Origin of the sequence: Blautia sp. Marseille-P3201T, assembly GCF_900120295.1 — a bacterium.
Classification (GTDB): Bacteria; Bacillota; Clostridia; order Lachnospirales; family Lachnospiraceae; genus Blautia.
In genome coordinates this window covers 636,684-661,148 of the sequence record NZ_LT635470.1, presented here as the reverse complement: position 1 = coordinate 661,148, position 24,465 = coordinate 636,684, and the positions used below count along the sequence as shown (strand labels likewise).

General features: G+C 37.9%; 27 protein-coding genes. 24 read left to right on the top strand and 3 right to left on the bottom strand.

All coding sequences use genetic code 11. From position 1 onward, the window contains the following. The first annotated feature begins 9 nt into the window (after nucleotides 1-9). From BQ7352_RS11570 to BQ7352_RS11545, 6 genes are all read left to right on the top strand, one after another. On the top strand, nucleotides 10-540 hold the full coding sequence (locus BQ7352_RS11570) for a Holliday junction resolvase RecU (protein WP_072449376.1): 531 nt from the start codon (nucleotides 10-12) through the stop codon (nucleotides 538-540). Nucleotides 541-723: 183 nt separating this feature from the next. Further along, the gene (locus tag BQ7352_RS11565) at nucleotides 724-1,671 is read left to right on the top strand and encodes an L-lactate dehydrogenase (RefSeq protein ID WP_072449375.1); all 948 of its coding nucleotides are present in this window, start codon (nucleotides 724-726) and stop codon (nucleotides 1,669-1,671) included. A gap of 18 nt (nucleotides 1,672-1,689) precedes the next feature. Next, nucleotides 1,690-2,862: an NAD(P)-dependent malic enzyme gene (locus BQ7352_RS11560; protein ID WP_072449374.1), complete on the top strand. Its 1,173-nt coding sequence runs from the start codon at nucleotides 1,690-1,692 to the stop codon at nucleotides 2,860-2,862. A gap of 148 nt (nucleotides 2,863-3,010) precedes the next feature. Further along, nucleotides 3,011-4,297 (top strand): MFS transporter, encoded by a 1,287-nt coding sequence (locus BQ7352_RS11555; protein ID WP_072449373.1) that lies wholly within the window; start codon nucleotides 3,011-3,013, stop codon nucleotides 4,295-4,297. Nucleotides 4,298-4,300: 3 nt separating this feature from the next. Then, nucleotides 4,301-5,098 (top strand): glycerophosphodiester phosphodiesterase family protein, encoded by a 798-nt coding sequence (locus tag BQ7352_RS11550; RefSeq protein ID WP_072449372.1) that lies wholly within the window; start codon nucleotides 4,301-4,303, stop codon nucleotides 5,096-5,098. A 17-nt stretch (nucleotides 5,099-5,115) separates the two neighbouring features. After that, the gene (locus BQ7352_RS11545; RefSeq protein ID WP_072449371.1) at nucleotides 5,116-5,715 is read left to right on the top strand and encodes a ribonuclease H1 domain-containing protein; all 600 of its coding nucleotides are present in this window, start codon (nucleotides 5,116-5,118) and stop codon (nucleotides 5,713-5,715) included. Here BQ7352_RS11545 and BQ7352_RS11540 read toward each other — a convergent pair. From BQ7352_RS11540 to BQ7352_RS11530, 3 genes are read right to left on the bottom strand one after another with little or no spacing between them, the layout of a single operon-like run. Next, on the bottom strand, nucleotides 5,686-6,423 hold the full coding sequence (locus BQ7352_RS11540; protein WP_072449370.1) for an aminotransferase class IV: 738 nt from the start codon (nucleotides 6,421-6,423) through the stop codon (nucleotides 5,686-5,688). The genes BQ7352_RS11545 and BQ7352_RS11540 overlap by 30 nt on opposite strands. Then, the gene (gene pabB, locus BQ7352_RS11535; protein ID WP_072449369.1) at nucleotides 6,423-7,781 is read right to left on the bottom strand and encodes an aminodeoxychorismate synthase component I; all 1,359 of its coding nucleotides are present in this window, start codon (nucleotides 7,779-7,781) and stop codon (nucleotides 6,423-6,425) included. The genes BQ7352_RS11540 and pabB overlap by 1 nt, the downstream gene beginning before the upstream one ends. Further along, nucleotides 7,765-8,376, bottom strand: a complete 612-nt coding sequence (locus BQ7352_RS11530) for an anthranilate synthase component II (protein ID WP_072449368.1) — start codon at nucleotides 8,374-8,376, stop codon at nucleotides 7,765-7,767. Before BQ7352_RS11530 ends, pabB begins: the two co-directional genes overlap by 17 nt. A gap of 264 nt (nucleotides 8,377-8,640) precedes the next feature. Between BQ7352_RS11530 and BQ7352_RS11525 the strand changes: the two genes are divergently transcribed. The 18 genes from BQ7352_RS11525 (at nucleotide 8,641) to rpmA (ending at nucleotide 24,403) form a co-directional block, all read left to right on the top strand. Beyond that, the gene (locus BQ7352_RS11525) at nucleotides 8,641-9,939 is read left to right on the top strand and encodes a bifunctional folylpolyglutamate synthase/dihydrofolate synthase (RefSeq protein ID WP_072449367.1); all 1,299 of its coding nucleotides are present in this window, start codon (nucleotides 8,641-8,643) and stop codon (nucleotides 9,937-9,939) included. Continuing rightward, nucleotides 9,932-10,489 carry a GTP cyclohydrolase I FolE gene (gene folE / locus BQ7352_RS11520; protein ID WP_207647156.1) on the top strand — a complete coding sequence of 186 codons (558 nt, stop codon included), beginning with the start codon at nucleotides 9,932-9,934 and terminating at the stop codon, nucleotides 10,487-10,489. Before BQ7352_RS11525 ends, folE begins: the two co-directional genes overlap by 8 nt. A gap of 1 nt (nucleotide 10,490) precedes the next feature. Then, nucleotides 10,491-10,973 carry an HD domain-containing protein gene (locus tag BQ7352_RS11515; RefSeq protein ID WP_072449365.1) on the top strand — a complete coding sequence of 161 codons (483 nt, stop codon included), beginning with the start codon at nucleotides 10,491-10,493 and terminating at the stop codon, nucleotides 10,971-10,973. A 23-nt stretch (nucleotides 10,974-10,996) separates the two neighbouring features. Then, the gene (gene folP / locus BQ7352_RS11510) at nucleotides 10,997-11,812 is read left to right on the top strand and encodes a dihydropteroate synthase (protein ID WP_200791393.1); all 816 of its coding nucleotides are present in this window, start codon (nucleotides 10,997-10,999) and stop codon (nucleotides 11,810-11,812) included. Next, complete coding sequence (gene folK / locus BQ7352_RS11505) at nucleotides 11,809-12,630, top strand: 2-amino-4-hydroxy-6-hydroxymethyldihydropteridine diphosphokinase (protein ID WP_072449363.1); 822 nt, start codon at nucleotides 11,809-11,811, stop codon at nucleotides 12,628-12,630. The genes folP and folK overlap by 4 nt, the downstream gene beginning before the upstream one ends. 24 nt (nucleotides 12,631-12,654) lie before the next feature. Continuing rightward, nucleotides 12,655-13,677: a formimidoylglutamase gene (gene hutG, locus BQ7352_RS11500; protein WP_072449362.1), complete on the top strand. Its 1,023-nt coding sequence runs from the start codon at nucleotides 12,655-12,657 to the stop codon at nucleotides 13,675-13,677. A gap of 80 nt (nucleotides 13,678-13,757) precedes the next feature. Continuing rightward, on the top strand, nucleotides 13,758-14,114 hold the full coding sequence (locus tag BQ7352_RS11495; RefSeq protein WP_072449361.1) for a DUF6465 family protein: 357 nt from the start codon (nucleotides 13,758-13,760) through the stop codon (nucleotides 14,112-14,114). A gap of 171 nt (nucleotides 14,115-14,285) precedes the next feature. Beyond that, nucleotides 14,286-15,362, top strand: coding sequence for an AraC family transcriptional regulator (locus tag BQ7352_RS11490; RefSeq protein ID WP_072449360.1), 1,077 nt, complete (start codon nucleotides 14,286-14,288; stop codon nucleotides 15,360-15,362). A 111-nt stretch (nucleotides 15,363-15,473) separates the two neighbouring features. After that, the gene (locus tag BQ7352_RS11485; protein WP_072449359.1) at nucleotides 15,474-17,093 is read left to right on the top strand and encodes an amidohydrolase; all 1,620 of its coding nucleotides are present in this window, start codon (nucleotides 15,474-15,476) and stop codon (nucleotides 17,091-17,093) included. Then, on the top strand, nucleotides 17,086-18,003 hold the full coding sequence (locus BQ7352_RS11480; RefSeq protein WP_072449358.1) for a DMT family transporter: 918 nt from the start codon (nucleotides 17,086-17,088) through the stop codon (nucleotides 18,001-18,003). The genes BQ7352_RS11485 and BQ7352_RS11480 overlap by 8 nt, the downstream gene beginning before the upstream one ends. 142 nt (nucleotides 18,004-18,145) lie before the next feature. Then, nucleotides 18,146-20,005, top strand: a complete 1,860-nt coding sequence (locus BQ7352_RS11475; protein ID WP_072449357.1) for a TIGR03960 family B12-binding radical SAM protein — start codon at nucleotides 18,146-18,148, stop codon at nucleotides 20,003-20,005. Then, nucleotides 19,995-20,702 (top strand): TIGR03936 family radical SAM-associated protein, encoded by a 708-nt coding sequence (locus BQ7352_RS11470; RefSeq protein WP_072449356.1) that lies wholly within the window; start codon nucleotides 19,995-19,997, stop codon nucleotides 20,700-20,702. The genes BQ7352_RS11475 and BQ7352_RS11470 overlap by 11 nt, the downstream gene beginning before the upstream one ends. Further along, nucleotides 20,686-21,888: a ribonuclease E/G gene (locus tag BQ7352_RS11465; RefSeq protein WP_072449355.1), complete on the top strand. Its 1,203-nt coding sequence runs from the start codon at nucleotides 20,686-20,688 to the stop codon at nucleotides 21,886-21,888. The genes BQ7352_RS11470 and BQ7352_RS11465 overlap by 17 nt, the downstream gene beginning before the upstream one ends. Nucleotides 21,889-21,904: 16 nt before the next feature. Next, nucleotides 21,905-22,399, top strand: a complete 495-nt coding sequence (locus BQ7352_RS11460; protein WP_072449354.1) for an NUDIX hydrolase — start codon at nucleotides 21,905-21,907, stop codon at nucleotides 22,397-22,399. Next, nucleotides 22,377-23,339 (top strand): CPBP family intramembrane glutamic endopeptidase, encoded by a 963-nt coding sequence (locus BQ7352_RS11455; protein WP_072449353.1) that lies wholly within the window; start codon nucleotides 22,377-22,379, stop codon nucleotides 23,337-23,339. Before BQ7352_RS11460 ends, BQ7352_RS11455 begins: the two co-directional genes overlap by 23 nt. Nucleotides 23,340-23,470: 131 nt before the next feature. After that, complete coding sequence (gene rplU / locus BQ7352_RS11450; protein ID WP_072449352.1) at nucleotides 23,471-23,776, top strand: 50S ribosomal protein L21; 306 nt, start codon at nucleotides 23,471-23,473, stop codon at nucleotides 23,774-23,776. Nucleotides 23,777-23,781: 5 nt separating this feature from the next. Next, on the top strand, nucleotides 23,782-24,108 hold the full coding sequence (locus BQ7352_RS11445) for a ribosomal-processing cysteine protease Prp (protein ID WP_072449351.1): 327 nt from the start codon (nucleotides 23,782-23,784) through the stop codon (nucleotides 24,106-24,108). 4 nt (nucleotides 24,109-24,112) lie between these two features. Beyond that, nucleotides 24,113-24,403, top strand: a complete 291-nt coding sequence (rpmA, locus tag BQ7352_RS11440) for a 50S ribosomal protein L27 (RefSeq protein WP_072449350.1) — start codon at nucleotides 24,113-24,115, stop codon at nucleotides 24,401-24,403. Nucleotides 24,404-24,465: the final 62 nt, after the last annotated feature.

Below are 24,465 nucleotides of genomic sequence, written 5' to 3'. Positions count from 1 at the left end.
AGGGAAAATATGGCAACTTGGAATTCCAGAGGACTTCGTGGTTCTACTTTGGAGGAATTTATTAATCGAACCTGTGAGCAGTATCGGGAAAAGGGGCTGGCGCTTATTCAAAAAGTGCCGACTCCTATTACGCCGGTACGCATTGACCAGCATAGCAGACACATTACATTGGCGTACTTTGATCAGAAAAGTACCGTAGATTATATAGGAGCTGTGCAGGGAATTCCTGTGTGTTTTGATGCAAAAGAGTGTAATAGTGATAATTTCCCTTTGCAGAATATTCATGCCCATCAGGTAGAGTTTATGAAAGATTTTGAAAAACAGCAGGGGATTGCATTTTTAATTTTGTACTTTTCTCACAGAGATGAAATTTATTATATGCCTTTTACTCAGGTGCTAAGATTTTGGGAAAGAGGCAGAAACGGTGGTTTAAAACATTTTAAATACACAGAGCTTGAACCCCGGTGGTTTTTGAAAAAAACAGGAAACATTCTGGTTCCGTTTTTAGAAGGAATACAAAGAGACTTGCAGGAAAGATAAAATTATCTCATGAAATTCTGGTTTCATGGGGTAATTTTTTTGTTTTTTTCTTAATACAAAATCGTTGACAGGAAATAATGATTGTGGTAAAATTCAGAGGAAAAGTGAAATTTTTAACGAATTTCCTTGCTGATTTAAAGTGATATTTCTATACTACGAAAAACAACAGGAGTGATACGTAAAATGAAAAACACACACAGAGATAAGATTGTAGTTATTGGTGCCGGAAATGTTGGGGAAGCAATTGCTTATACATTGATGGTGAGAAAACAGGCAAATGACATTGTTTTAATTGACGTAAATGAAGACAGAGCCAAAGGAGCTGCCATTGATATTGCACATGGTACCAGCTTTCATAAGCAGGTCTGGGTAAGACAGGGCGGTTATGAAGAATGTAAGGATGCACAGATGATTATTATCACAGCGGGAATTGCAAGAAAACCGGGACAGACTCGTCTTGAACTTGCAAAGACTAATGTATCCATTGTTCGCAGTATCACAGAAAACATTATGAAATATGCAGAAAATCCACTTCTTCTGGTTGTTTCCAACCCGGCAGATATTATTACAAAAGCGGTTCAGGAAACATCAGGACTTCCTGCAAATCGTGTAATTGGTACAGGTACTTCCTTAGATACAGCAAGATTTCGTTATAATATAAGTACAAAACTTCATGTAAATGTAGAAGACATTCAGGCGTACATTGTAGGTGAACATGGAGACAGTCAGGTTGCAGTATGGAGTTCTGCTATGGTAGGCGGTTTTCCATTGGAAGATTATGCAAAACAGGTTGGAGTGACACTTGACAAAAAGGAAATTGCAGAACATACTAAGAATGGCGGCGCAGAAGTTATTGGATTAAAAGGTGCCACATTTTATGGAATTGCAATGTCTGTTTCTAACATTGTAGAGGCGATTATGAAAGATGACAGTGCAATCCTTCCGGCTGCATGTGTTTTAGACGAAAGCTTTGGTGAATGGGCAGGAGTTGCAGTTTCTCTGCCATGTCGTCTTGGCTGGGAAGGTATTGAAACATGCCTGAGAATACCAATGAATGAGGAAGAACAGGCGGCTATGAATAAATCTGTAGCAATTTTAAAAGATTTCTGGGCACAGGTAAAAGAACAGTAGAAAAAGGAGATTATGACAATGGACAAAAAAGAATTTGCATTAAAACAGCATGAAGACTGGAAAGGAAAAATTGAGGTTATCAGCAGAGCAAAAATCCAGACACCGGAAGAATTAGCAGTTGCTTATACACCGGGAGTTGCTGAGCCATGTCTGAAAATTTCAGAAGATGTAGATTTGTCTTATAAATATACACGCCGTGGAAACATGGTAGCTGTAGTGACAGATGGAACTGCTGTTCTTGGTCTGGGCGATATCGGACCGGAAGCAGGTATGCCGGTAATGGAAGGAAAATGTGCATTATTTAAAACATTCGCAGACGTAGATGCGTTTCCATTATGTGTACGCTCTAAAGATGTAGATGATATTGTAAAAACAGTCAGCTTATTAGCAGGAAGCTTTGGCGGAGTAAACTTAGAAGATATTTCTGCTCCAAGATGCTTTGAAATCGAAAGAAAATTAAAAGAATGCTGTGATATTCCGATTTTCCATGATGACCAGCACGGAACAGCAGTTGTAACAGCAGCAGCTTTAATCAATGCTTTAAAATTAGTAGGAAAAAATCTGGAAGATATCAAGGTAGTTACTTCCGGAGCAGGTGCAGCAGGTATTGCAATTATTAAACTTTTAGTAAGTCTGGGACTGAAAAATGTAGTAATGTGTGACCGCCAGGGAGCCATCTATAAAGGAAGAGAAAACTTAAATGCAGAAAAGATGGAAATGGCTGAAATCTGTAATAAGAACATGGAAAAAGGTACTTTAGAAGAAGTATTAAAAGGTGCAGACGTATTTATCGGTGTTTCCGCACCTGGTACAGTTACAGAAGAAATGGTGAAGAACATGGCTGAAAAACCAATTCTTTTCCCAATGGCAAACCCAACTCCTGAAATTATGCCGGAATTAGCAAAAAATGCAGGAGCAGCAGTAGTAGGTACAGGCAGAAGTGATTTCCCGAATCAGATTAATAACGTTTTAGCATTCCCGGGAATTTTCCGTGGAGCATTAGATGTTCGTGCAAAAGATATTAATGATGAAATGAAAGTTGCAGCAGCTTATGCCATTGCAAACTTAATCGAAGAAGATAAATTAAATCCGGATTACATTATTCCAAATCCATTTGATGAACGTGTAGCACCGGCAGTAGCAAAAGCAGTAGCAGAAGCAGCCAGAAAAACAGGTGTAGCCAGAATTTAATTTTTAATTTCACAGTAAAATAGGACAGGAGTCATTATATGAAACGTGAGTTGTTTCATGTAACGACTCCTGTTTTGTTTGAGTATTATTTCTGTTTGTGATAAAATGATTTTATAAACAGGCTGAGCCTGACTTGAGGAGGAAGAGAATGGAAAAACTGAATTACAGAAGAACTTTTTTTATTGGGCTTGCATTTTTGTCCATCTGTGCATTTTGGCAGATGTATGATAATGTTATTCCATTAATTTTGCAAAACACGTTTCATTTAAATGAAACTTTTACGGGAGCCATTATGGCAGCAGACAATATTTTAGCAGTTTTTCTGCTTCCATTCTTTGGAACTTTGTCAGATAAGGCAAATACTCGGCTTGGTAAAAGAACGCCTTTTATAATTGCAGGGACAGGAGTTGCGGTTTTATTTTTAATGCTGCTGCCTTTTGCAGATAAAAATCAGAATTTTATCATGTTCGTGGCATGTCTGGCGGTTTTACTTGTAGCTATGGGATTTTACCGTTCTCCCGCAGTGGCGCTTATGCCGGATTTAACACCGAAGCCATTGCGAAGTAAGGCAAATGCAGTTATTAATTTAATGGGCGCTGTTGGTGGCGTCTATACACTCCTTCTTATTCGGTTTTTAGTAAAGGGAGGAAAAAGACCGGATTATACTGCAGTTTTTGCAGGAGTTGCATTTCTTATGGCAGCCGCTGTAATCCTACTGGTTCTTACTGTGAAGGAAAAGAAAATTGCAGCTGAAATTGAAAAGGAGGAAATCCAGGAAGAGGAGCTTGCAGGAGAAACAATAGCTGAAAATACAAAAGAACTGCCGAAACCGGTGAAGAAGAGTCTTTATATGATTTTACTTTCTATTTTCTTCTGGTTTGCAGCATATAATGCAGTTACCACAGCCTTTTCCAGATATGCCGTAAAGGTATGGGGACTGGAAGGCGGCGGATTTGCAGATTGTTTAATGGTTGCTACAGTTGCGGCAATTTGCAGCTATATTCCAATTGGGATTATTTCTGAAAAGTTCGGTAGAAAAAAGTGTATTCAGGGAGGATTGGTACTTTTACTTATCAGTTATCTGTCAGCTGCATTTTTTCCGGTATATCATCCGGCGATTAATATTGGATTTGTGTTAATCGGTATTGGCTGGGCGTCTATCAGTGTAAATTCTCTGCCTATGGTAGTGGAAATTTGTTCTTTAGGAGATGTAGGAAAATATACAGGAGTATATTATACTTTTTCTATGGCAGCACAGATTTTTACACCGATTTTTTCCGGATTTTTAATGCAGCATATTTCTTATCGTATATTATTCCCCTATGCCTGTATTTTTACAGTTTTGGCAATGATTACCATGTGCATGGTGAAGTATGGTGACAGTAAGCCACAGGGAAAGAAAAAGGTATGGGAACATTTTGATGTGGAGGATTAAGGTATGAAGATGAAAACAGCAGCAGCAATTACCGGTGTTTCTTATTTAGGGCTTGTAATGCCGAGGATGTTTCAAAGGCCAAAGCAGGTGAAAAAGGTTTATTATGCTCACAGAGGTTTGCATTATAATGCAGGCAATGCTCCGGAAAATACCATGGCAGCTTTTGAAAGAGCAGTAAAAGCAGGATATGGCATTGAACTGGATGTGCAGCTTACAAAAGACGGACAGGTAGTAGTTACTCATGACTTCCATCTGCGGAGAAATTGTGGGATTGACAAAGAGGTGGATGAATGTACTTATGAGGAGCTTTGTCAGTATCCTGTATTTTTTTCAAAGGAAAGAATTCCGCTGTTCACGGATGTGTTAAAGCTGGTAGATGGAAAAGTACCTTTGATTGTTGAATTAAAATATAAAGACGGAAGTAAAATTTGTGAAAAAGCGGATGAAATTTTGCAGAATTATGAAGGGGAATACTGTATTGAGTCTTTTCATCCACAGGTTTTGTTGTGGTATAAGAAAAACAGACCTTGGATTTGCAGAGGGCAGCTTTCTATGAATTATCAGAAAGAAGAAGGCTGGCATCATCCTCAATATTATATTATGCGGCATTTGTTGTTGAATTTTTTGACAAAACCGGATTTTATTGCTTATGACTGGAAAGGAAGAAAAGGGATTTCTCTGTGGATATGCAGAAACCTTTTTCGATGTCCTGCTTATGCCTGGACCATCAAGAGTAAGGAGCAGTTAAAGGCGGCAGAAAAATATTTTGATCATTTTATATTTGAAGGTTTCAGACCTTAGAAGGATTTGGAGAATTTATGGCAAAAAAAGTATATGCAGTAAAAAAAGGAAAGAAAACAGGAATTTTCGCCACATGGGCTGAATGCAAGGCAAATGTTGACGGTTATTCCGGAGCACAGTTTAAAAGCTTTGCCACAAAAGCAGAAGCGGAAGCATATTTGGGGAATACTTCTAAAGAAGATAATCCATCGGAGACAGATGCAGATGCCTGTATTGCCTATGTGGACGGAAGTTTTGATGCAGCACAAAAGGCATATTCCTATGGCTGCATCCTTCTTTATCAGGGACAGAGAAAAGAAATGAGCAAAGCTTTTTTCCATACAGAAGATGTCAGTATGAGAAATGTGGCAGGGGAGCTGGAGGGCGCAATGGCTGTCATGGAATATTGTGAAAAAAACCACATTTCCAAACTGCATCTCTATTATGATTACCAGGGAATTGAGTCCTGGGCAACGGGAGAATGGAAACGAAATAAGCCGGGAACCATTCGTTATAAAGCTTTTTATGATACCCTGCAAAATGTGCAGGTGGTTTTTCATAAAGTAAAAGGCCACAGTGGAGTCGAGTTAAACGAGGCAGTGGACCGTTTAGCAAAGGCTGCGCTGGGAATTATATAACTCCTGTAACAATTTTCTTCCGGTGTTCATACTGGGAAAAGTATAACTTCCAAGCTTACAAACAGGCATAATGCCCAGAAGAGAGTTGGTGAGAAACATTTCATCAAATTCTCCCATATCTTCAGGCAGAATGATTTGTTCCTTTATAGGATAGGTCGAATAAAGGTATTCCCGTATAATACCGGGGAGCATTCCACAAGATAGAGGAGGGGCTATTATCTGATTATCTTTTATAAAAAAGATATTGGTAGTAGCGCCTTCTGCAATTTCTCCTTTTGTATTCAGGAAGACAGGTTCCTGAATGCCCATTTCTTTTGCATGCCGTTTTTCCATAATACAATCCCCATAATTTAAAGTTTTATGATAAGTAAAAGGAGAGGTTTCATTTCTTCTTACATTGGAAATGGCAGTGGAAAATCCTTTTTCATAATCTTCTTTTTGATAAGTATTTAATCGTGTGGTTACGAAAATATTTTCTTCAGAAACTGTAATTTTTAATACTTTTCTTCCTTTTTGCATTTCTTTTTGAGAAAGGGTCACGTTTACTTTTTTTTCTATCTCAGAAAAATCAACACTTAGATTTAAAAATTTCAGCGCTGAAAGAAGCCTCTTATAATGCTGGGGTAAAAATTGAGGAAAACCATTTTCAACAGCAATGGTTTCAAAAGCGCCTAATCCAAAATAATACCCTTCATCCGGTATAAACATTATTTTTCCTCCCATAAAGCTTCTAAAAGAGCTTTTGCTTTTTGCAGTGTTTCTTCGTATTCAAATTCTAAATCTGACTCACAGGTAATTCCTCCGCCAACGCCCAGATGATATTGATTATCCTGATGAACAGCTGTGCGGATGATAATATTAAAATCGCAATTTCCGTCAAAGGAGAAGTACCCCATAGAACCGGTATACAGATTACGCCGGTCATGCTCTAATTCATCAATAATTTCCATGGCCCGTATCTTAGGTGCCCCTGTAATTGACCCTCCAGGAAAAGCAGCTTCGATTAAATCAAAGGAATGAAGTTCCTCTTTTAATTTTCCGATGATGGTAGTAACTAAATGAAAAACAGTGGAATAAGTTTCTACTGCAAAATGTTCGGTTACTTTTACACTTCCTGCTTCACAGACATGGTTTAAGTCATTTCTTTCCAAATCCACAATCATTAAAAGCTCACTGCGGTCTTTGGAGGAGTTTTTCAGTTCTTCCTTTAATAGCCGATCTTCCTCGGGAGTTTCCCCGCGTTTTCTGGTACCTTTAATCGGGCGTGTTTCAATGTATCGGTCTTTTACTTTTAAAAAGCGTTCCGGTGAGGCACATACCACTTGAAACGTATCACATTGGAAAAATCCTCCAAAGGGTGAAGGGTTATGGGTACGCAGATAACGGTATACGTCATAAGGAGATTTTTTACTTTCTATGGTGAGCTGCTGCGTCATATTTGCGATGTAAATATCACCTTCTATAATATAAGAAATCATTTTGTCAATGGCATTTTTGTAATCTTCTTTTGTGAAATTTGGTGTGAATTTGGCAAGAGAGAATTGCTTTTCAGGTCTTTTATAAGAGAGACATTCTTTCATTTCCTGTTCTAAATCTGCAATTGCCGTATCCTGATTTTTTGTTTCTCCCCGTGCGGTGATGTATAGAGATTTTTCAACTTTGTCATCAATAATCAGAAGGTCATAGAAGACAAATAATGCATCAGGAACAGAAAGTTTTTTGGGGTGACGGCTGGAAATCTGTTCGAATTTTCGTCCGTAATCATAAGAAAAATAACCCAGTGCACCGGCAATAAGAGGAAGGTTTGTGGGATTTTTTTCTTCCTGTTTTTTTAAATATTTCCGCATACCTTCTTCGAAGGTTATTTCCTGAGGCACATCATTTTCGTAAAAAACACCATCACATTCCTTTAAAATAAGATAGGGTTTTAGACCGATAATGGAGTATTGTCCCATAGCATTTTCTAAAGAAGAGTCTAAAAAAATTGCCATACTTTCATCTTTATATTTTTCAAAAATATCTTCTGCTCTTTTGTAAAAATCCAGTTTTTTAACTTTCGTAACCATTGTTTTCTCTCCATTTCTTACATATTTTTGTAAAATTTTTTAACAGTTCATGACCATATTCTGTAAGAACTGCTTCGGGATGAAACTGTACTCCATAAATAGGAAATGATTTGTGATGAAGCGCCATAATAACGCCGTCTTCGGAAAGAGCATCAATTTTCAGACAATCCGGAAAAGCATGGTCAGAAACAACAAGAGAGTGGTATCTGGTTACCGGGTATGTTTTCGGAAGACCTTCAAAAAGTCCTGTCTGATTATTTCGTATTTGTGTAACTTTTCCGTGCATGGGTTTTGCTCCTTTTTGTATGGATGCACCAAACACATGACCGATAATCTGGTGTCCAAGACAAACTCCTAAAATGGGGATTTTTCCTGCGGTTTTTTCCAGAATTTCTTTACAGTTTCCACAGTCTTTGGGACTTTTGGGACCGGGAGATAAAATCAAACCTTCCAAACACCTGCTGGATAACAGTTCTTCTATTTCCGGTATAGTAATTTTATCATTTCGTATTAACAAGACCTTTTCTCCACATTCTTCCAGATAACAAGCCAGATTGTAGACAAAAGAATCATAATTATCAATCATTAAATACATGGTTTCCTCCTGTGTATGGTGTAATTTCCTATGAAACAAAAAAAAGACTGCCAAAAGAGGCTCATTTTCAGAACCTTTTTTGGCAGTCTTCCATAAATTGGGCACACCTGATATTTTTATTTTTCTTATTGTAGCATGGTTTTTTCCAACTGTCTATTTTTTTTACGCTTAAAAAGACTATAAAATTGAAAAAAATGTTGAGATTACTGTAAAAGAGGTCTATAATGAGTCGTAAAAAAGAGAATATCTCAGATAGGAGCAGACATGAATTACGAAGAAGCAAGAGTATATTTGGATGAAACCTCCAAATACGGAAGTGTACTTGGCTTGGAGAATATGAAAGCACTGTTAGACAGACTTGATAATCCCCAGGAAAGTTTGAAATTTATTCACATTTCCGGAACAAATGGCAAGGGAACGGTGCTGGCGTATCTGTCCACAATCTTGCGTAAAGCAGGGTATCGGACAGGGCGATATATTTCTCCTACACTGTTTTCTTATCGAGAGAGAATTCAGGTGAATGAAGAAATTATTGAAAAAGAAGCTTTGGCGCGACATGTAACAGCTATTGCAGATGCGGTAGCTGATATGAAGGAAAAGAAAGCAGGAGTTCCTACTGCTTTTGAAATTGAAACAGCCCTGGCTTTTTTATATTTTAAGGAAAAAAATTGTGATATTGTAGTTCTGGAAACAGGACTGGGAGGCGCTTTAGATGCCACAAACATTATTGAGACAACACAACTGGAAGTTATTGCGCCAATCAGTATGGATCATACAGATATATTAGGAAAAACATTAAAAGAAATTGCTGCTCAGAAAGCAGGTATTATTAAACCTCATACAACAATGGTGACAGCTGTTCAGAAAGAAGAAGCAAAAGAGGTGCTTCAGAGGGTCTGTAAAGAGAAAGAATGCCAATTTTGTGAAGTAGAGAGAGAAGAAATTAAAGATGTACATTATGGATACATCCAACAGAGTTTTTCCTATAAAGAATGGAAAAATATAGAGATTTCTCTGGCAGGAGAATTTCAGATAGAAAACGGAGCATTGGCTTTAGAAGCCGTTAATCAGCTTCGTAAAGCTGGTTTTTCTTTACTGGATGAAGCAGTATATGCAGGAATGAAAGAGACAAAATGGACGGGAAGGTTTACCGTAATGTCTCAAAATCCACTGATTATTTTAGATGGTGCTCACAATCCGCAGGCAGCAGAAGCTTTAAGAAAATCTTTGGAATTATATTTCAAAGGAAAAAAGCTGTATTATGTTTTTGGAGTTTTTCAGGATAAAGATTATAAAAAAATTATTGAAATTACAGCACCCCTTGCAGAACACATTATTACTGTGGAAACGCCGGATAATCCCCGTGCTTTGCCGGCAGAGGATTTGAGAAAACATGTGGAAAAGGTGAATGCTTCTGTTGAGACAGGTGAGAGCATAGAAGCAGCGATTGAGAAGAATTTAAGCTATATGGGAGCCGAGGATGTGCTGGTTATTTTTGGTTCCTTATCTTTTCTTGGTATAGCAGCCAAGGCAATACAGGATGGAGGAAGAAGAAATGGATAAGAAAAAAATTGAAGAAGGCGTAAGATTAATTTTAGAAGGTATCGGAGAGGATATTCACCGAGAAGGACTCTTAGAGACACCGGACCGCATTGCCAGAATGTACGAAGAGCTGGCAGCAGGCTATACAGATGACGCAGCAGAGCATTTAAAAAAGAGATTTCATGTAGATAATAATGATATGGTAATGGAAAAAGACATTCCTTTTTATTCTTTCTGTGAGCATCACATGCTTCCTTTTTATGGGAAAGCAGCGGTTGCTTATATTCCCAACGGAGAAGTAGTAGGACTGAGTAAAATTGCCAGAACATTAGAAGTTTTTGCAAAGCGTTTTCAGCTTCAGGAACGTTTGACAGCGCAGATTGCAGATGTATTTATGGAAGAATTAAAACCTTATGGAGTCATGGTTCTAATTGAAGCAGAGCATATGTGTATGACAATGCGTGGAATTAAAAAGCCGGGGGCAAAGACAGTGACAGTTGTTACGAGAGGTGTGTTTAATGAAGACGAAAAGCTCCAAAATCAATTTTACAGAATGCTGGAGTCAAGATAATATGGAACGTGTTAATGGAATTTCAGACCATCCTTTATGGAAATTGCATATTGCACAGTTAAAAGAAGCAGAAAAGGACAGGATCTTCTGTAAACATGGGATTGAGCATTTACTGGATGTGGCGAGAATTGCATACATAGAAAATCTGGAAGAAAACTGTGGTATTTCAAAGGAAATGATTTATGCGGCAGCATTCCTTCATGATATAGGGAGATTTTTACAGTATTCTGAGGGGATATCTCATGAGGAAGCAGGGGCAGAACTGGCAGAAAAAATACTAAAGGACTGTGGGTTTAACCAAGAGGAAAAAAGGGAGATTGTTTCAGCTATTACAGCTCACAGAAGTGTAGAAACAAGACGGGAACAGAACCTTGCAGGATTGATTTACCGGGCAGATAAACAGTCCAGGATGTGTAAATTTTGTCCGGCTTTTTCAGAATGTAACTGGTCAGCAGAGAAGAAAAATAATAAATTAAAAATATAAAAGTAAAGAGGTAGAAAGAAATGATGAAAATCGGAAATCGTTTTTTTGATGTAGAAAATGACTGTAATATTATGGGGATTTTAAATGTAACACCGGACTCTTTTTCAGATGGGGGAAGATGGAATAATCTGGAAAAAGCAAAACAGCATGTTGCAGATATGATTGAAGAAGGCGCAGGTATTATTGACGTGGGAGGTGAGTCTACCCGTCCCGGACATGTGCAGATTACTATACAGGAAGAAATAGAACGTGTTGTCCCTGTTATTGAAATGATAAAGAAAAATTTTGATATTCCGGTATCCATTGACAGCTACAAAAGCCAGGTTGTGGAAGCTGCATTAAAGGCAGGAGCTGATATGGTAAATGATATCTGGGGATTAAAATATGATAAAAAAGTTGCCCAGTTAATTGCACAGTATCAGGTTCCATGCTGTCTGATGCATAATCGGGATAATACAGATTATGGTGATTTTATGGAAGAAATGTGTGAGGATTTAAGAGAGTCCGTAGCCATTGCAAAGGCAGCAAATATTCCTGATGAACATATTATTTTAGATCCCGGTGTAGGATTTGGTAAAACTTATGAGCAGAATTTAATCGCCATTCATCAACTGGAAAAATTGAAAGAAATCGGATATCCTGTTTTGCTTGCTACTTCCAGAAAATCTGTAATTGGACTGACCTTAGATCTGCCTTCTGATGAACGTGTAGAAGGAACCATGGTTACGACGGTTATGGGGGTTGAAAAAGGTGCGGCCTTTGTGCGTGTACATGATGTAAAAGAAAACTTACGGGCAATCCGAATGACACAGGCTATTTTAAGGGAGTGTAAAGCATGATGAAATATGATGAAATTCATATAGAAGATTTGGAAATTTATGCCAGACATGGGGTATTTCCGGAAGAAACAAAATTAGGACAGCGTTTTATTGTGTCTGTAATTTTATATACAAATACCAGAAAAGCAGGAACAACAGATGAACTGGAATGTTCCATTGATTATGGCTCTGTAAGTCATTTTATTACAAATTTTATGCAGGAAAATACCTATAAATTGATTGAGGCAGCAGCAGAAAATCTGGTAGAAGCATTGTTATTTGAATATCCGCTGCTGGCAGGCGTCACCTTGGAATTAAAGAAACCGTGGGCGCCAATCGGTCTTCCGTTAAAGTATGCCTCTGTAAAAATCAGCAGATTTTGGCACAGGGCATATTTGGGTATGGGCTCTAATATGGGAGATAAAAAAGCATATTTGGACGGAGCAATGGAAGCCTTAAATAAGGTAAAAGGCTGTCAGGTGGAAAAGGTATCGAAATATCTGGTAACAGAGCCTTATGGCGGAGTAGAACAGGATGACTTTTTAAATGCCTGTGCCCAGATAAAAACACTGCTTTCTCCGGAAGAGCTTTTAGATGTGCTCCATGAGATAGAAAAAGAAGCCCACAGAGAGCGGATTGTACGCTGGGGACCACGTACTTTAGATTTAGATATTTTATTATATGATGATGTAGTAATGGAAACAGATGATTTGATTATTCCTCATATTGAAATGCATCTGCGTGATTTTGTCTTAAAACCTTTGAGCGAAATTGCACCAAATCTGCGCCATCCTGTTTCTAAAAAAACAGTTCTGCAGATGCTGGAGGAACTGCAGTAGAAATGAAGAAGGAAGGGGAAAGAGATGTTATTAACAAACTATATAAGCGCTATGGAGTATTGGAAAGGACGCGTAGACAGCACCACAGATTATGATGCGTTTCGATGGCATCAATGGGTAAAGCCTTTGGATTTAAATCAGCAGGAAGAAGTACCGGAAAGTAAGTTAGCGTTTGCCTTTATTGGTTTTTGCAGTGAGCAGGGGGTTAAGCGAAATAAGGGACGAGTAGGAACTGCTCTGGCACCGGATTTTATCAGAGGTCAGATGTCAAATCTTCCTTGTACTTTTTCGCAGGAAGTGAAGTTTTATGATGCGGGGAATATTCTTTGCGATGAAATTTCTATGGAAGAAGGACAAAGACTTTTAGGTCTGGCAGTGGAGAAGCTTTTGCAAATGAATTTGTTTCCAATTGTACTGGGAGGTGGACATGAAACCACTTTCGGACATTTTCAGGGACAAATGGCAGATTTAAAGAAGGAAAATCATACTCTGGATATGGGAATTATTAATTTTGACGCACATTTTGATTTAAGACCTTATGATAATGGGCCATCTTCCGGCTCTATGTTCCGCCAGATTGCTGATATTTATAAAAAAGAAAATGCTGAATACCGCTATTTGCCTCTGGGTATTCAGGAACACAGTAATACTGTGAGTTTGTTTAAATATGCAAAAGCATTGGGAACAAATTATATTCTGGCTAAAGAAATACAAAATTCTAATTTCTCTACCATCTTAGAAAAGGTAGATACGTTTTTGTATAAATGTAATTCTGCATATATTACGATTTGTACAGATGTATTTTCTTCTGCTTTTGCACCGGGGGTAAGTGCTACGCAGGCTTTAGGATTAGATCCGGAGGTGGTTCTTCCTATTATTAAACATATTTTAAGAACGCGTAAAATTCGTGGATTTGATATATGTGAGATTTCCCCACGCTTTGACCAGGACAATACCACTGCCAAGCTGGGAGCAGTGATTATCTTTGCAGTAGTCAATACCTTATGCAAGCTTAACGATTTGTCTTTGGAAATGTTAGACGAATAATCAGATATTGAAATATTTTCAAAAAAGGTATATGATAAAAGGCGTCATGATAAGACAGAGGAAAAAGGAGGATAACACTTATGAAAAGAACAACTACAAAAAGTGTAACAGAAGCAACAACAAAGACTACTCCGGCGAAGACAGAAAAAGTAACAGAAAAGGCAACAAAAGCAACAACAAAAACAACAAAGAAAACAGCTGCGAAAAAAAGCACAGTAAAAAAAGAAGTGACAGAAACCGTATTTGTACAGTATGCAGGTCAGGAATATGATATAAATGAAGTCAGAGCAGCAGTGAAAAAAGCCTGGACAGAAGAAACCGGCAAAAAAGAAAGCGATATTACAGAAATTCAGATTTATATAAAACCAGAAGAAAACGCTGCATATTATGTAGTGAATGGAGAAGTTGTAGAAGGCGGAAAGAAAATTCTTTTATAGTTTTTCGGATATTGAAGAAAAAATAGAGGCTGATAATAAAAGGGTAACAGATAGTATGTCTGTTATCTTTTATTATTTTAGGAAAATTGCGTTTCCCTTGCTATTTTCTGATAATTATAGGATAATGAGGGAAGATAAGTAGCAGAAATATAGGAGGGAGAACAGGAAAATATGTTTATATTCCCATGGTATGCGCTGGATGATGAGATTAAAATTACATCCAGAGATGAGAAAGAAGGACAGCAGGAAATACTTCGGACAGATCATATGAGATACTTAAAGGTACCATTTGCCATTAATGTGATGTCTGGAGGACAGTATGAAAAAAAGAAGAATATTAGTTTTGGGGGAATTAGTGATGGAAAGAAATTTACCACCCAGCAACAGGTAGAGGGAACCAGTATAGACGGAAAAATGGTATTTCCGGAAGAGTGGGGAATTAAAATTCATCAGCATGATTATTATGAATTGATGTATGTTTTGGAAGGTGCAGTGGAACAGCAGATTGAGAGCAGCACCTATGTGTATAGAAAGGGAGAGGGCTGTTTTATTAATCGTAACACAAAGCACAGAGAAATTTCCGGCAGGGATTTTTTTGTGGTGTATTTGTGCCTTTCAAAGGAATATATTCGAGAGATGCTGGAAACTTCCAAAAGAAGAAGCGGCAGTATTTATCGGTTTTTAATGTCCAGTATGGACGAAAAAGCATTTTATAAAAAGGACTATCTTTATATTTCTTCAAAAGACGGGGATACCGGAGTCAGTCAGACTTATGAAATTTTTGAACGTATGACAAGAGAATTATTAGAAAAAGCTCCCGGATATTTGCATATTTTTAATGGTTTGGTGGAACGTTTATTCGGAATCCTGCAGGAACAGGAATTCTACACAATACGGCATGTAACTTTTGACTCCACAGTAGAGGAACAGCTGTTTGAACGTATTAAATTTTTAATCGAGCAAAATCCGGGAAAATACTCCAGACAGCAATTGGCAAAAGAATTGAATTATAGTGGAGATTACCTGAACAGAGTCATTAAAAAATTTACAGGACTTACGATTACCCGATACTGTCAGAAGGTAATGCTGAAGAAGGTAAAAATATTGTTGGAAGAAACAGATATGAGTGTATCTGCAGTAATGCAGCAGGTGGGATTTCGGAATTCCAGTCATTTTTATGAAATGTTTAAAGAGGAATTCGGAGTCCTTCCCGGTGAATATAGAAAAGTGCATAAACATAATGTCTGAATTTGATAGAAAAGTATACAGTGTGTCGTGTTTGCGGTAGTGTCTCTTTTTCTTTTTTATTGTATGGTAGTAGATAAGAAATGGAAGAGATAAGAAGAAAAGGGAGAATTTATGAAGAGTTTTTATATAAATGGAACGATTTTGACAATGGAAGATAATGCGCTGTATGCAGAAGCAGTGTGTGTAGAGAATGGGCGGATTAAGGCAGTTGGAACTACTGAGGATGTGATGAAACTGAAAGAAGATGCAGATGAAGTAATTGATCTGAGAAGCAGGGTGATGATGCCGGGATTTATTGATGCACATTCTCATTTTGTTGGTGCAGCCAATGCGATGACACAGTGCGATTTGTCTCTTTGTAAGGATTTTGAAGAAATTATAGAAATTATGAAGAATTTTAAGAAGAAGAGAAATCTGTCGGAAGATGCTTGGATTATCGGATGTAATTATGACCAGAATTTTCTTGCCGAAGGAAAGCATCCGGATAAGACTGTGCTGGATAAAATCAGCAGTGAAAATCCGGTTCTTTTAATTCATGCGTCTTCCCATATGGGCGTGACAAACAGTCGAGGACTTGAAATTCAGGGAATTACAGAGGAGACAGAAGATTGTCCGGGAGGTCGTTATGGAAGGGTTGAAGGAACGAAAGAACCGGACGGTTATATGGAAGAGAAGGCATTTATAGAATTTCAGGCAAAACTTCCCATGACATCTATGGAAGAACTGATGGGACTGATTGGGGAAGCGCAGAAAATGTATGCAAGCTATGGGGTGACCACTGTGCAGGATGGAATGGTGGGAAAGCCATTGTTCCAGCTGTTGAAATATGCATCAAGTGCGGGACTTTTGAAATTGGATGTGGTCGGATATGTGGATGTAATGACCGCATCAGACCTGCCTGAAGCAGAGCCGGAATATGACGGGCAGTATAAAAATCATTTTAAAATAGGTGGATTTAAAGTGTTTCTTGATGGTTCTCCACAGGGGAAAACAGCGTGGATGACAACACCTTATGAAGGGGAAGAGACGTATTGTGGTTATCCAATTCACAGTGATGAGAAATTAAGAGCCTATATTGCACTTTCACTTGATAAGAAGCAGCAGCTTCTTGCACATTGTAACGGGGATGCGGCGGCAGAGCAATATATCACACAGTTTGAGAAGGAGTTACAAGCAAGAGAGGAGAAAGACAGCAATCGTGCAGTCATGGTACATGCACAGCTTGTCAGAAAGGACCAATTAGAGCGAATGAAAAAAATTGGAATAATTCCCAGCTTTTTTGTTGCTCACACATATTACTGGGGTGATATCCATATGAAAAATTTTGGACAGGACAGAGGAAGTCAGATATCTCCTGTGAAAGATGCTCTTGAGTATGGAATGAAGTTTACCTTCCATCAGGATACACCGGTTGTTCCGCCAGATATGATGAGGACAGTTTCCAGTGCAGTAAACCGTATATCAAGAACCGGTCAGGCGATTGGAGTAAATCAGAGAATTCCGGTGCTTGAGGCACTAAAGGCAATTACCAGTTATGCTGCTTACCAGTACCACGAGGAGGCAGAAAAGGGAACCATTACTGTGGGGAAAAAGGCGGATTTTGTTATTCTTGATAAAAACCCTCTGAAAACGGAGGCAGAAGAACTTGCTCATATCCAAGTGCTTATGACCTTGAAGGAAAATGAAGTAGTCTACAGGAATATAAGTGAAGGAGAGACAAGTCATGAATAAGCGCAGCAGAGGAATTATATTGGCAGTGATTACTGCAGTTATGTGGGGAATTATGGGGATTTTCGTACGCGACCTTTCAAAATACCAGTTTTCCAATATTGAAATCTCTTTTTTTCGCTGTGCGCTTGCAGGGGCAGCTTATTTTCTGTTTCTTCTCTTGACAAAACCGACAGCTTTGAAGATTAACCTGAAAGGGCTTATAATTTGTATTGTGTATGGGGCAGTTGCCTACAGTATCAGTTTTGTCAGTTACAGTGTGGCAGTGTCAAGAATTCCTGTTGGTGTTGCAACTGTGTTGATGTTTATGAGTCCTATATGGGTTGCAATTCTTGGCAGGTTTATGTTTAGGGAAAAAATGGAAAAGAGCAAGATTATTACAATTTTTGTCTGTTTGATTGGAGCTGTTCTTGTAGCAAATCTTATTGGCGGAGGAGATATTAAACTTGATACGATTGGAATTCTTGCAGGAATAATCAATGGTATTGGTGTTGCGCTGCAAATCCTGCTGCCAAAATTTTTTGCAAAAGACTATGACAGAGATACACTGTTGGTCTATGGTTTCCTTGGAGCAGCAGTAGTATTGTTATTTGGTATAGACTTTAATACAGTTACAAGACATTTTGCAGCAGCGCCGACATCAAATCTCCTATGGGATTTATTTGGAATTGGTATTCTCTGCACAATGGTGGCAAATGTAGCATGTGTTAAATCTACTCAATATGTTGAGGCGACAACGACAAGTATTCTGTCTGCGCTCGAGGTTGTTGTAGGGACAATGGTGGGATTTTTTATATTCCACGAACATCTTACAGTATTGCAGATAATTGGAGCAGTAATTATTGTTGTAGGCGCGATTGGATCAGAAGTAGGACAAGGGAGAAAAAAACAAAACGGGCAGAGTTATTCCTGATAATGAAGCATGAGAGTGGAGATTTGAGAGGATCTTGCTTTCATGCTTTCTTTTTCTTGATATTTTTTCTCCACTCTTGAACTTCTCTTCTAAAATGTTTATAATACTATGGATTGAATAACCGCAATGAGAAAGGAAAATCATGAGAAAATTAGCTTTAAGTGATGAAATATTATTAAAAATAGAAAAACCGGCTTCTTACATAGGGAATGAAGTTAACTCGGTTATGAAAAATAAAGATGAAGTAGATATTCGATTTTGTATGGCATTTCCGGATGTTTATTCTATAGGAATGTCTCATCTAGGAATTCAAATCCTCTACGACATGTTCAACAAAAGAGAAGATACTTGGTGTGAACGAGTGTACTCACCATGGCCGGATTTAGATGCCATTATGAGGGAAAAGAAAATTCCGTTATTTGCATTGGAGTCACAGGATAAAATCAAAGATTTTGATTTTCTGGGTATTACACTTCAATACGAAATGTGCTACACAAATGTACTTCAAATTTTAGATTTGGCACAGATGCCTTTACGTGCCAAAGACAGGGGTGAAGAATATCCACTGGTAATGGGAGGAGGACCATGCTCTTATAATCCGGAACCGTTAGCACCATTCTTTGATATGTTTTATATAGGAGAGGGAGAAACTGTTTTTAATGATCTTTTAGACGAATATAAAGCATATAAAAAAGCTGGAAAAAGTAAAAAAGAATTTTTAGAAAGAGCAGCGGAAATACCTGGAATTTATGTACCGGCTTTTTATGATGTAGAATATCATGAAGACGGAACCATTGCTTCCTTTAAACCGAATAATCCCCATGCAAAAGAAAAGATAGAAAAACAGGTTGTTATGGATATAACAAATACTTATTATCCTACAAAGCCAGTGGTTCCTTTTATTAAGGCAACACAAGATAGGGTTACTTTGGAAATTCAGAGAGGCTGTATCCGTGGATGTCGTTTTTGCCAGGCAGGTATGTTGTATCGTCCTACAAGAGAAAAAGATGTAGAGGTGTTAAAGGAAACAGCGAAGGCGATGCTGGAGAGTACCGGTCATGAAGAAATTTCATTAAGTTCATTAAGTTCCAGCGATTATTCCAAGCTTCCGGAGCTGATTGATTATTTAATTGAAGAATGTTCTCAGAGAAAAGTAAATATTTCTTTACCGTCTCTGCGTATTGATGCTTTTTCTCTGGATGTTATGAGTAAAGTACAGGATATTAAGAAGAGCAGTCTGACTTTTGCTCCGGAGGCAGGTTCTCAGAGATTGCGAGATGTAATTAATAAAGGACTTACGGAAGAAGTTATTTTAGAAGGCGCCGGAAAAGCTTTTGATGGCGGTTGGACAAGAGTGAAACTTTACTTTATGCTGGGACTGCCTACAGAAACAGAGGAAGATATGAAGGGAATTGCACATTTAGCAGAGGCAATTGCTAAGAGATATTATGAAATTCCAAAAGATCAGAGACATGGAAAATGTCAGATTGTAGTCAGCACATCTTTCTTTGTTCCAAAACCATTTACTCCGTTCCAGTGGGCAAGTATGTTCCGTAAAGAAGATTATCTGGATAAGGCAAAGATTGTAAAAGAAGAAATTAAGGCGCAATTAAATCAAAAGAGTATTAAATACAATTATCATGAGGCAGATGTAACTGTACTGGAAGGTATTCTGGCAAGAGGAGACAGAAAAGTTGCAGATGTATTAGAAGCAACTTATAGAAAAGGCGCTATTTTTGATGCATGGTCAGAATATTTCCGTTACGATCTTTGGATGGAAGCATTCCAGGAAGCAGGAATTGATCCGGAATTTTATACGTTAAGAGAACGTCCTTTAGACGAAATTTTCCCATGGGATTTTATTTCTATAGGAGTTACCAGAAAATTCCTGGAAAATGAATGGAAAAAGGCACAGCAGGAAGTTGTAACGCCAAACTGTAAAATGCAGTGTTCCGGTTGTGGTGCGGGAAAATATAAAGGAGGAATTTGCGTTGAAGGTTAGAGTGAAATTTGCCAAAGAAGGAGCAATGAAATTTATCGGACATTTGGATATTATGCGGTACTTCCAAAAAGCAATTAAAAGAGCTGGAATTGATGTGGCATATTCAGAAGGATTTAGCCCTCACATGATTATGTCTTTTGCAGCTCCGCTGGGAGTTGGTGTGACCAGCACAGCAGAGTATTTTGATATGGAAATTAACACACCAATTTCAAGTAGAGAAGCAGTAAAAAGACTGAATGAGGTGATGGTAGAAGGGATGGAAGTAAAAAGCTTTCGGAAAATTCCTGATGGAAAAGCCAATACGGCTATGGCCTTAGTAGCTGCTGCTGACTATTATGTGGAATTTCGAGAAGGAATGGAGCCTGAAGCAGGCTGGAAAGATAAGATCAATGCTTTTATTGAACGGTCTGAAATTCTTATTGTCAAGAAAACTAAAAAAAATGAAAAAGAAGTAGATATCAGACCATATATCTACGATATGCATCTGGAGGGAGATCGGATTTTCCTGAAACTTGCAGCCGGAAGTGTCAAAAACACAAAACCAGAATTGGTAATGGAGGCATTTTTTGCCTTTTGTGAACAGGAATTTGACAGTTTCAGATTTACAATTCACAGAGCGGAAGTTTATGCGGATAAGGGAACAGAGGAGTGCAGAAACCTCATTTCACTGGAAGATTTAGGTGAAGAAATTGAGTAAACTGATATTGACAGAAATGAATTACCGGAGTACTCCCATATTAGTGGCTGCTTTAGAGAAGGAAGGGCGTATTTGTCAGCTTAATCCTATGAGTTTGAACTCAGATAGTATCTTGGGGAATATTTATATAGGGAAAGTAAAAAATATCCAGAAAAATATTCAGGCAGCCTTTATTGAAATTGCAGATGGGATTATGTGCTATTATTCTATGGCAGAAAAAGCTTCTCCCTATTTTGTTAATGTGAAAAAGAATAATGTGCTGAAAATTGGTGATGAAGTCATTGTTCAGGTGTCACGAGAAGGAATAAAAAGTAAACTTCCTTATGTAACCAGTAATTTGAACTTTACAGGACGCTATCTGGTATTAACTTCTGAAAGAAAAGAACTAGGATTTTCCGGTAAGCTGAAAAAGGAAGAAAAGAAAAAAATCCGTGAAATTCTCAAAGACAAAATACCGGAAAATGTAGGTATCATTGTCAGAACCAACTGCAGGGATGCACAGGAAGAAGAAATTTTGCATGAGTTGGAAGAACTTATGGGACGCTATGAAGAAGTTCTGAAAAAAGGGAAAAGCAGAGTTTGTTTTTCTCTGTTAGAAAAAAGTATGCCGGAATACGCACAGATTTTACAAAATTTATATAGCCAGGACTTAGAGGAAATTGTAACAGACAAACAAGAATTATATGAGAATACAGTAAAATATTTGCAAGTTTATAAGCAGCAGGAAGAAATTGTGCGTTACTATGAGGATAAGCTGCTGCCTTTATATAAACTGTATAATTTGGAAAAAGCATTTGAACAGGCTCAAAATGAAAGAGTGTGGCTGAAATCGGGCGGGTTTCTGGTAATACAGCAAACAGAAGCTTTTGTGTGTATTGATGTAAACACCGGAAAATTTACATCAAAAAAAGATATGCAGGAAACTTTTCGCAAAATTAATCTGGAAGCGGCAAAGGAAATTGCATGGCAGTTAAGACTTCGAAATTTGTCGGGAATTATATTGATAGATTTTATCAATATGGAGAGAGACGAAGATAAAGAAGAACTTATGCAGGTACTTCAAAGGTATTTGTGGCAGGATCCTATAAAAGGGACCGTGGTGGATATGACAGGATTGAATATTGTAGAAGTTACAAGGAAAAAAGTGAGGAAATCTCTCGCAGAAGAATTAAAAGAGCTTTTGTGAAGAACAGGAGGCGTCTGTGGAAACAAAGTCAAAATTAACAACTCTATGTTATATTGAAAAAGATGAGAAATATCTCATGCTTCACAGAGTATTGAAAAAGAACGACATTAACAAAGATAAATGGATTGGTGTTGGCGGACATTTTGAAAAAGGAGAAAGTCCCGAGGATTGCCTTTTACGTGAAGTAAAGGAAGAAACGGGATTAACTTTAACTTCCTATGAATTTCGGGGAATTATTACTTTTACTTTTTCTTCTCAGGGAAAAGAACCTGATACAGAATATATGTGTCTTTATACGGCAAATGGATACGAAGGAGAATTGATTTCGTGTTCAGAAGGAAACTTAGAGTGGGTGAATAAAAAAGATATTTTTTCACTGAAGCTTTGGGAAGGGGACAAAATCTTTTTCCGTCTGCTGCAGGAAGGGAGCCCCTTCTTTTCTTTGAAACTGGTATATCAGGATGATGAATTAAGAGAGGCGGTTTTAGATGGAGAAAAACTGGAATTCTGACACAGATAATAGAAGGAAACTAAAACCATGGCATGGAATAGTGCTTTTTGGAATTGTAATGCTGTCCTTTTATACAATTATTGCGTGGGCGCAGATGAAGTGGGGAATGTATGGACTGGCTCTGACAGAACTGTATCTTCTTTTTCTAAGTATATTTGCGGTAAAACTGTTAAAAATACCTGTAAAAGAAATTTTTCCATTGAAAAAGCCTAAATGGAGAAAGACATTTGGGGTATTGTTAATGTGGGTAAGTTCTTATGCTCTTATGATCCCTGTGACGATGTCTATGGCATATTTTTTTCAGGAGGAAATGTTTGCTGTCAGCGAAGGGTTAAATGAAGTCATTTATAGTGTACCATTTATTTTATCAGTTTTTATTAGCAGCGTTATGCCGGCTGTCTGTGAGGAGGCGCTCCACAGAGGATTTATTTTAAAAAGTTTCCAAAGCAAATGGAAGAATAAATGGTTTTTGTCACTGCTGATGGGTATTATATTTGGTCTTTTTCATGGAAGTGTATGGAGATTTCTTCCAACAGCGGTTTTGGGAGGGGTTTTGACCTATATTATGCTGGAAACAGAAAATATGTTTTATCCGGCGCTCTTTCATTTTACCAATAATTTTTTGCCCTCATTTTTGTTAGGCCTTTCCGGTAATGCTCCACAGACAGAAGCAGCATCAGAAATACTTGTACAGCAGGGAATTCCGGTTGCTTTTTTAGGTGTTTATCTGGCGATGGCATGTATAGTACCTTTTGGCTTTTATACGGCAGATTATCTGCTTCGAAAAGGTGAACAGGGCAAAGAACAACGGTATATAAAATCCAATAGCGTGTTAATTAGTCTGATTGTCCTGACGGTGCTGCCTATTATTTTAGGTATGATGATTTTCATATATGGACTGTTTTTTGATACAAATTCTTTTTTTTCGGTATATATATAGAAAAAAATTAAAATAATTATTGACGAATGGGAAAATAGCTGGTATTATATTAGCGTATGCCGCACAAAGAGGTATAAGCACTTGGAAACAAGTCACCATATTTGGCGAGTAATGATAATAGGAGGTGCCATATGTACGCAATTATTGCAACAGGTGGTAAACAGTACAAAGTAGCCGAAGGCGATGTTATCAGAGTAGAAAAGCTTGGAGCAGAAGCTGGTGAAACTGTTACATTTGACCAGGTACTTGCTGTAAGCAACGATGGTTTAAAAGTTGGCGAAGACGTAGCTAATGCAAGTGTAACTGCATCTGTAGTTGAAAACGGTAAAGCAAAAAAAGTTATCGTTTACAAATATAAGAGAAAAACCGGATACCACAAGAAAAACGGTCATAGACAGCAGTTTACTAAAGTTAAAATTGAAAAAATCAATGCTTAATCAATATGATTAGAGTGACGATTTATCAGAATTCAGAACAGAAAATTTCAGGATTTGCCATGCAGGGACATGCAGGTTATGCCGAAAGCGGCAGTGACATTGTGTGTGCAGCGGCGTCTGTGCTTGCACAGAATGCAGTAAATTCTATTGAGCAGTTTACCGAAGATACTTTTACTGTAGAAGTAAATGAAGATTTGGGAGAATTGTATTTTAAAATAGATGCAGGCTACTCCAGTGAGACAGAATTGTTGTTGAATTCGCTTATCCTCGGTTTGCAGGGGATAGAAGAAGAATACATGGAATATATCGATGTAATATTCGAGGAGGTGTAAAGACATGTTAAAAATGAACCTTCAGTTATTCGCTCATAAAAAAGGTGTTGGTTCTACAAAGAACGGACGTGATTCTGAGTCTAAAAGACTTGGTGCTAAAAGAGCTGACGGACAGTTTGTAAAAGCTGGAAATATCCTTTACAGACAGCGTGGAACAAAAATTCATCCAGGCGTAAATGTAGGTAGAGGTGGTGACGACACATTATTCGCATTAGTAGATGGTGTTGTACGTTTCGAAAGAAAAGGCAGAGATAAAAAACAGGTTTCTGTTGTTCCAGTAGCTACTGAAGAGTAATTCACGATAACAAGGGCGGCTTCAAATCTTTAATGGGTTTGAAGCCACTTTTTTTCAATAAA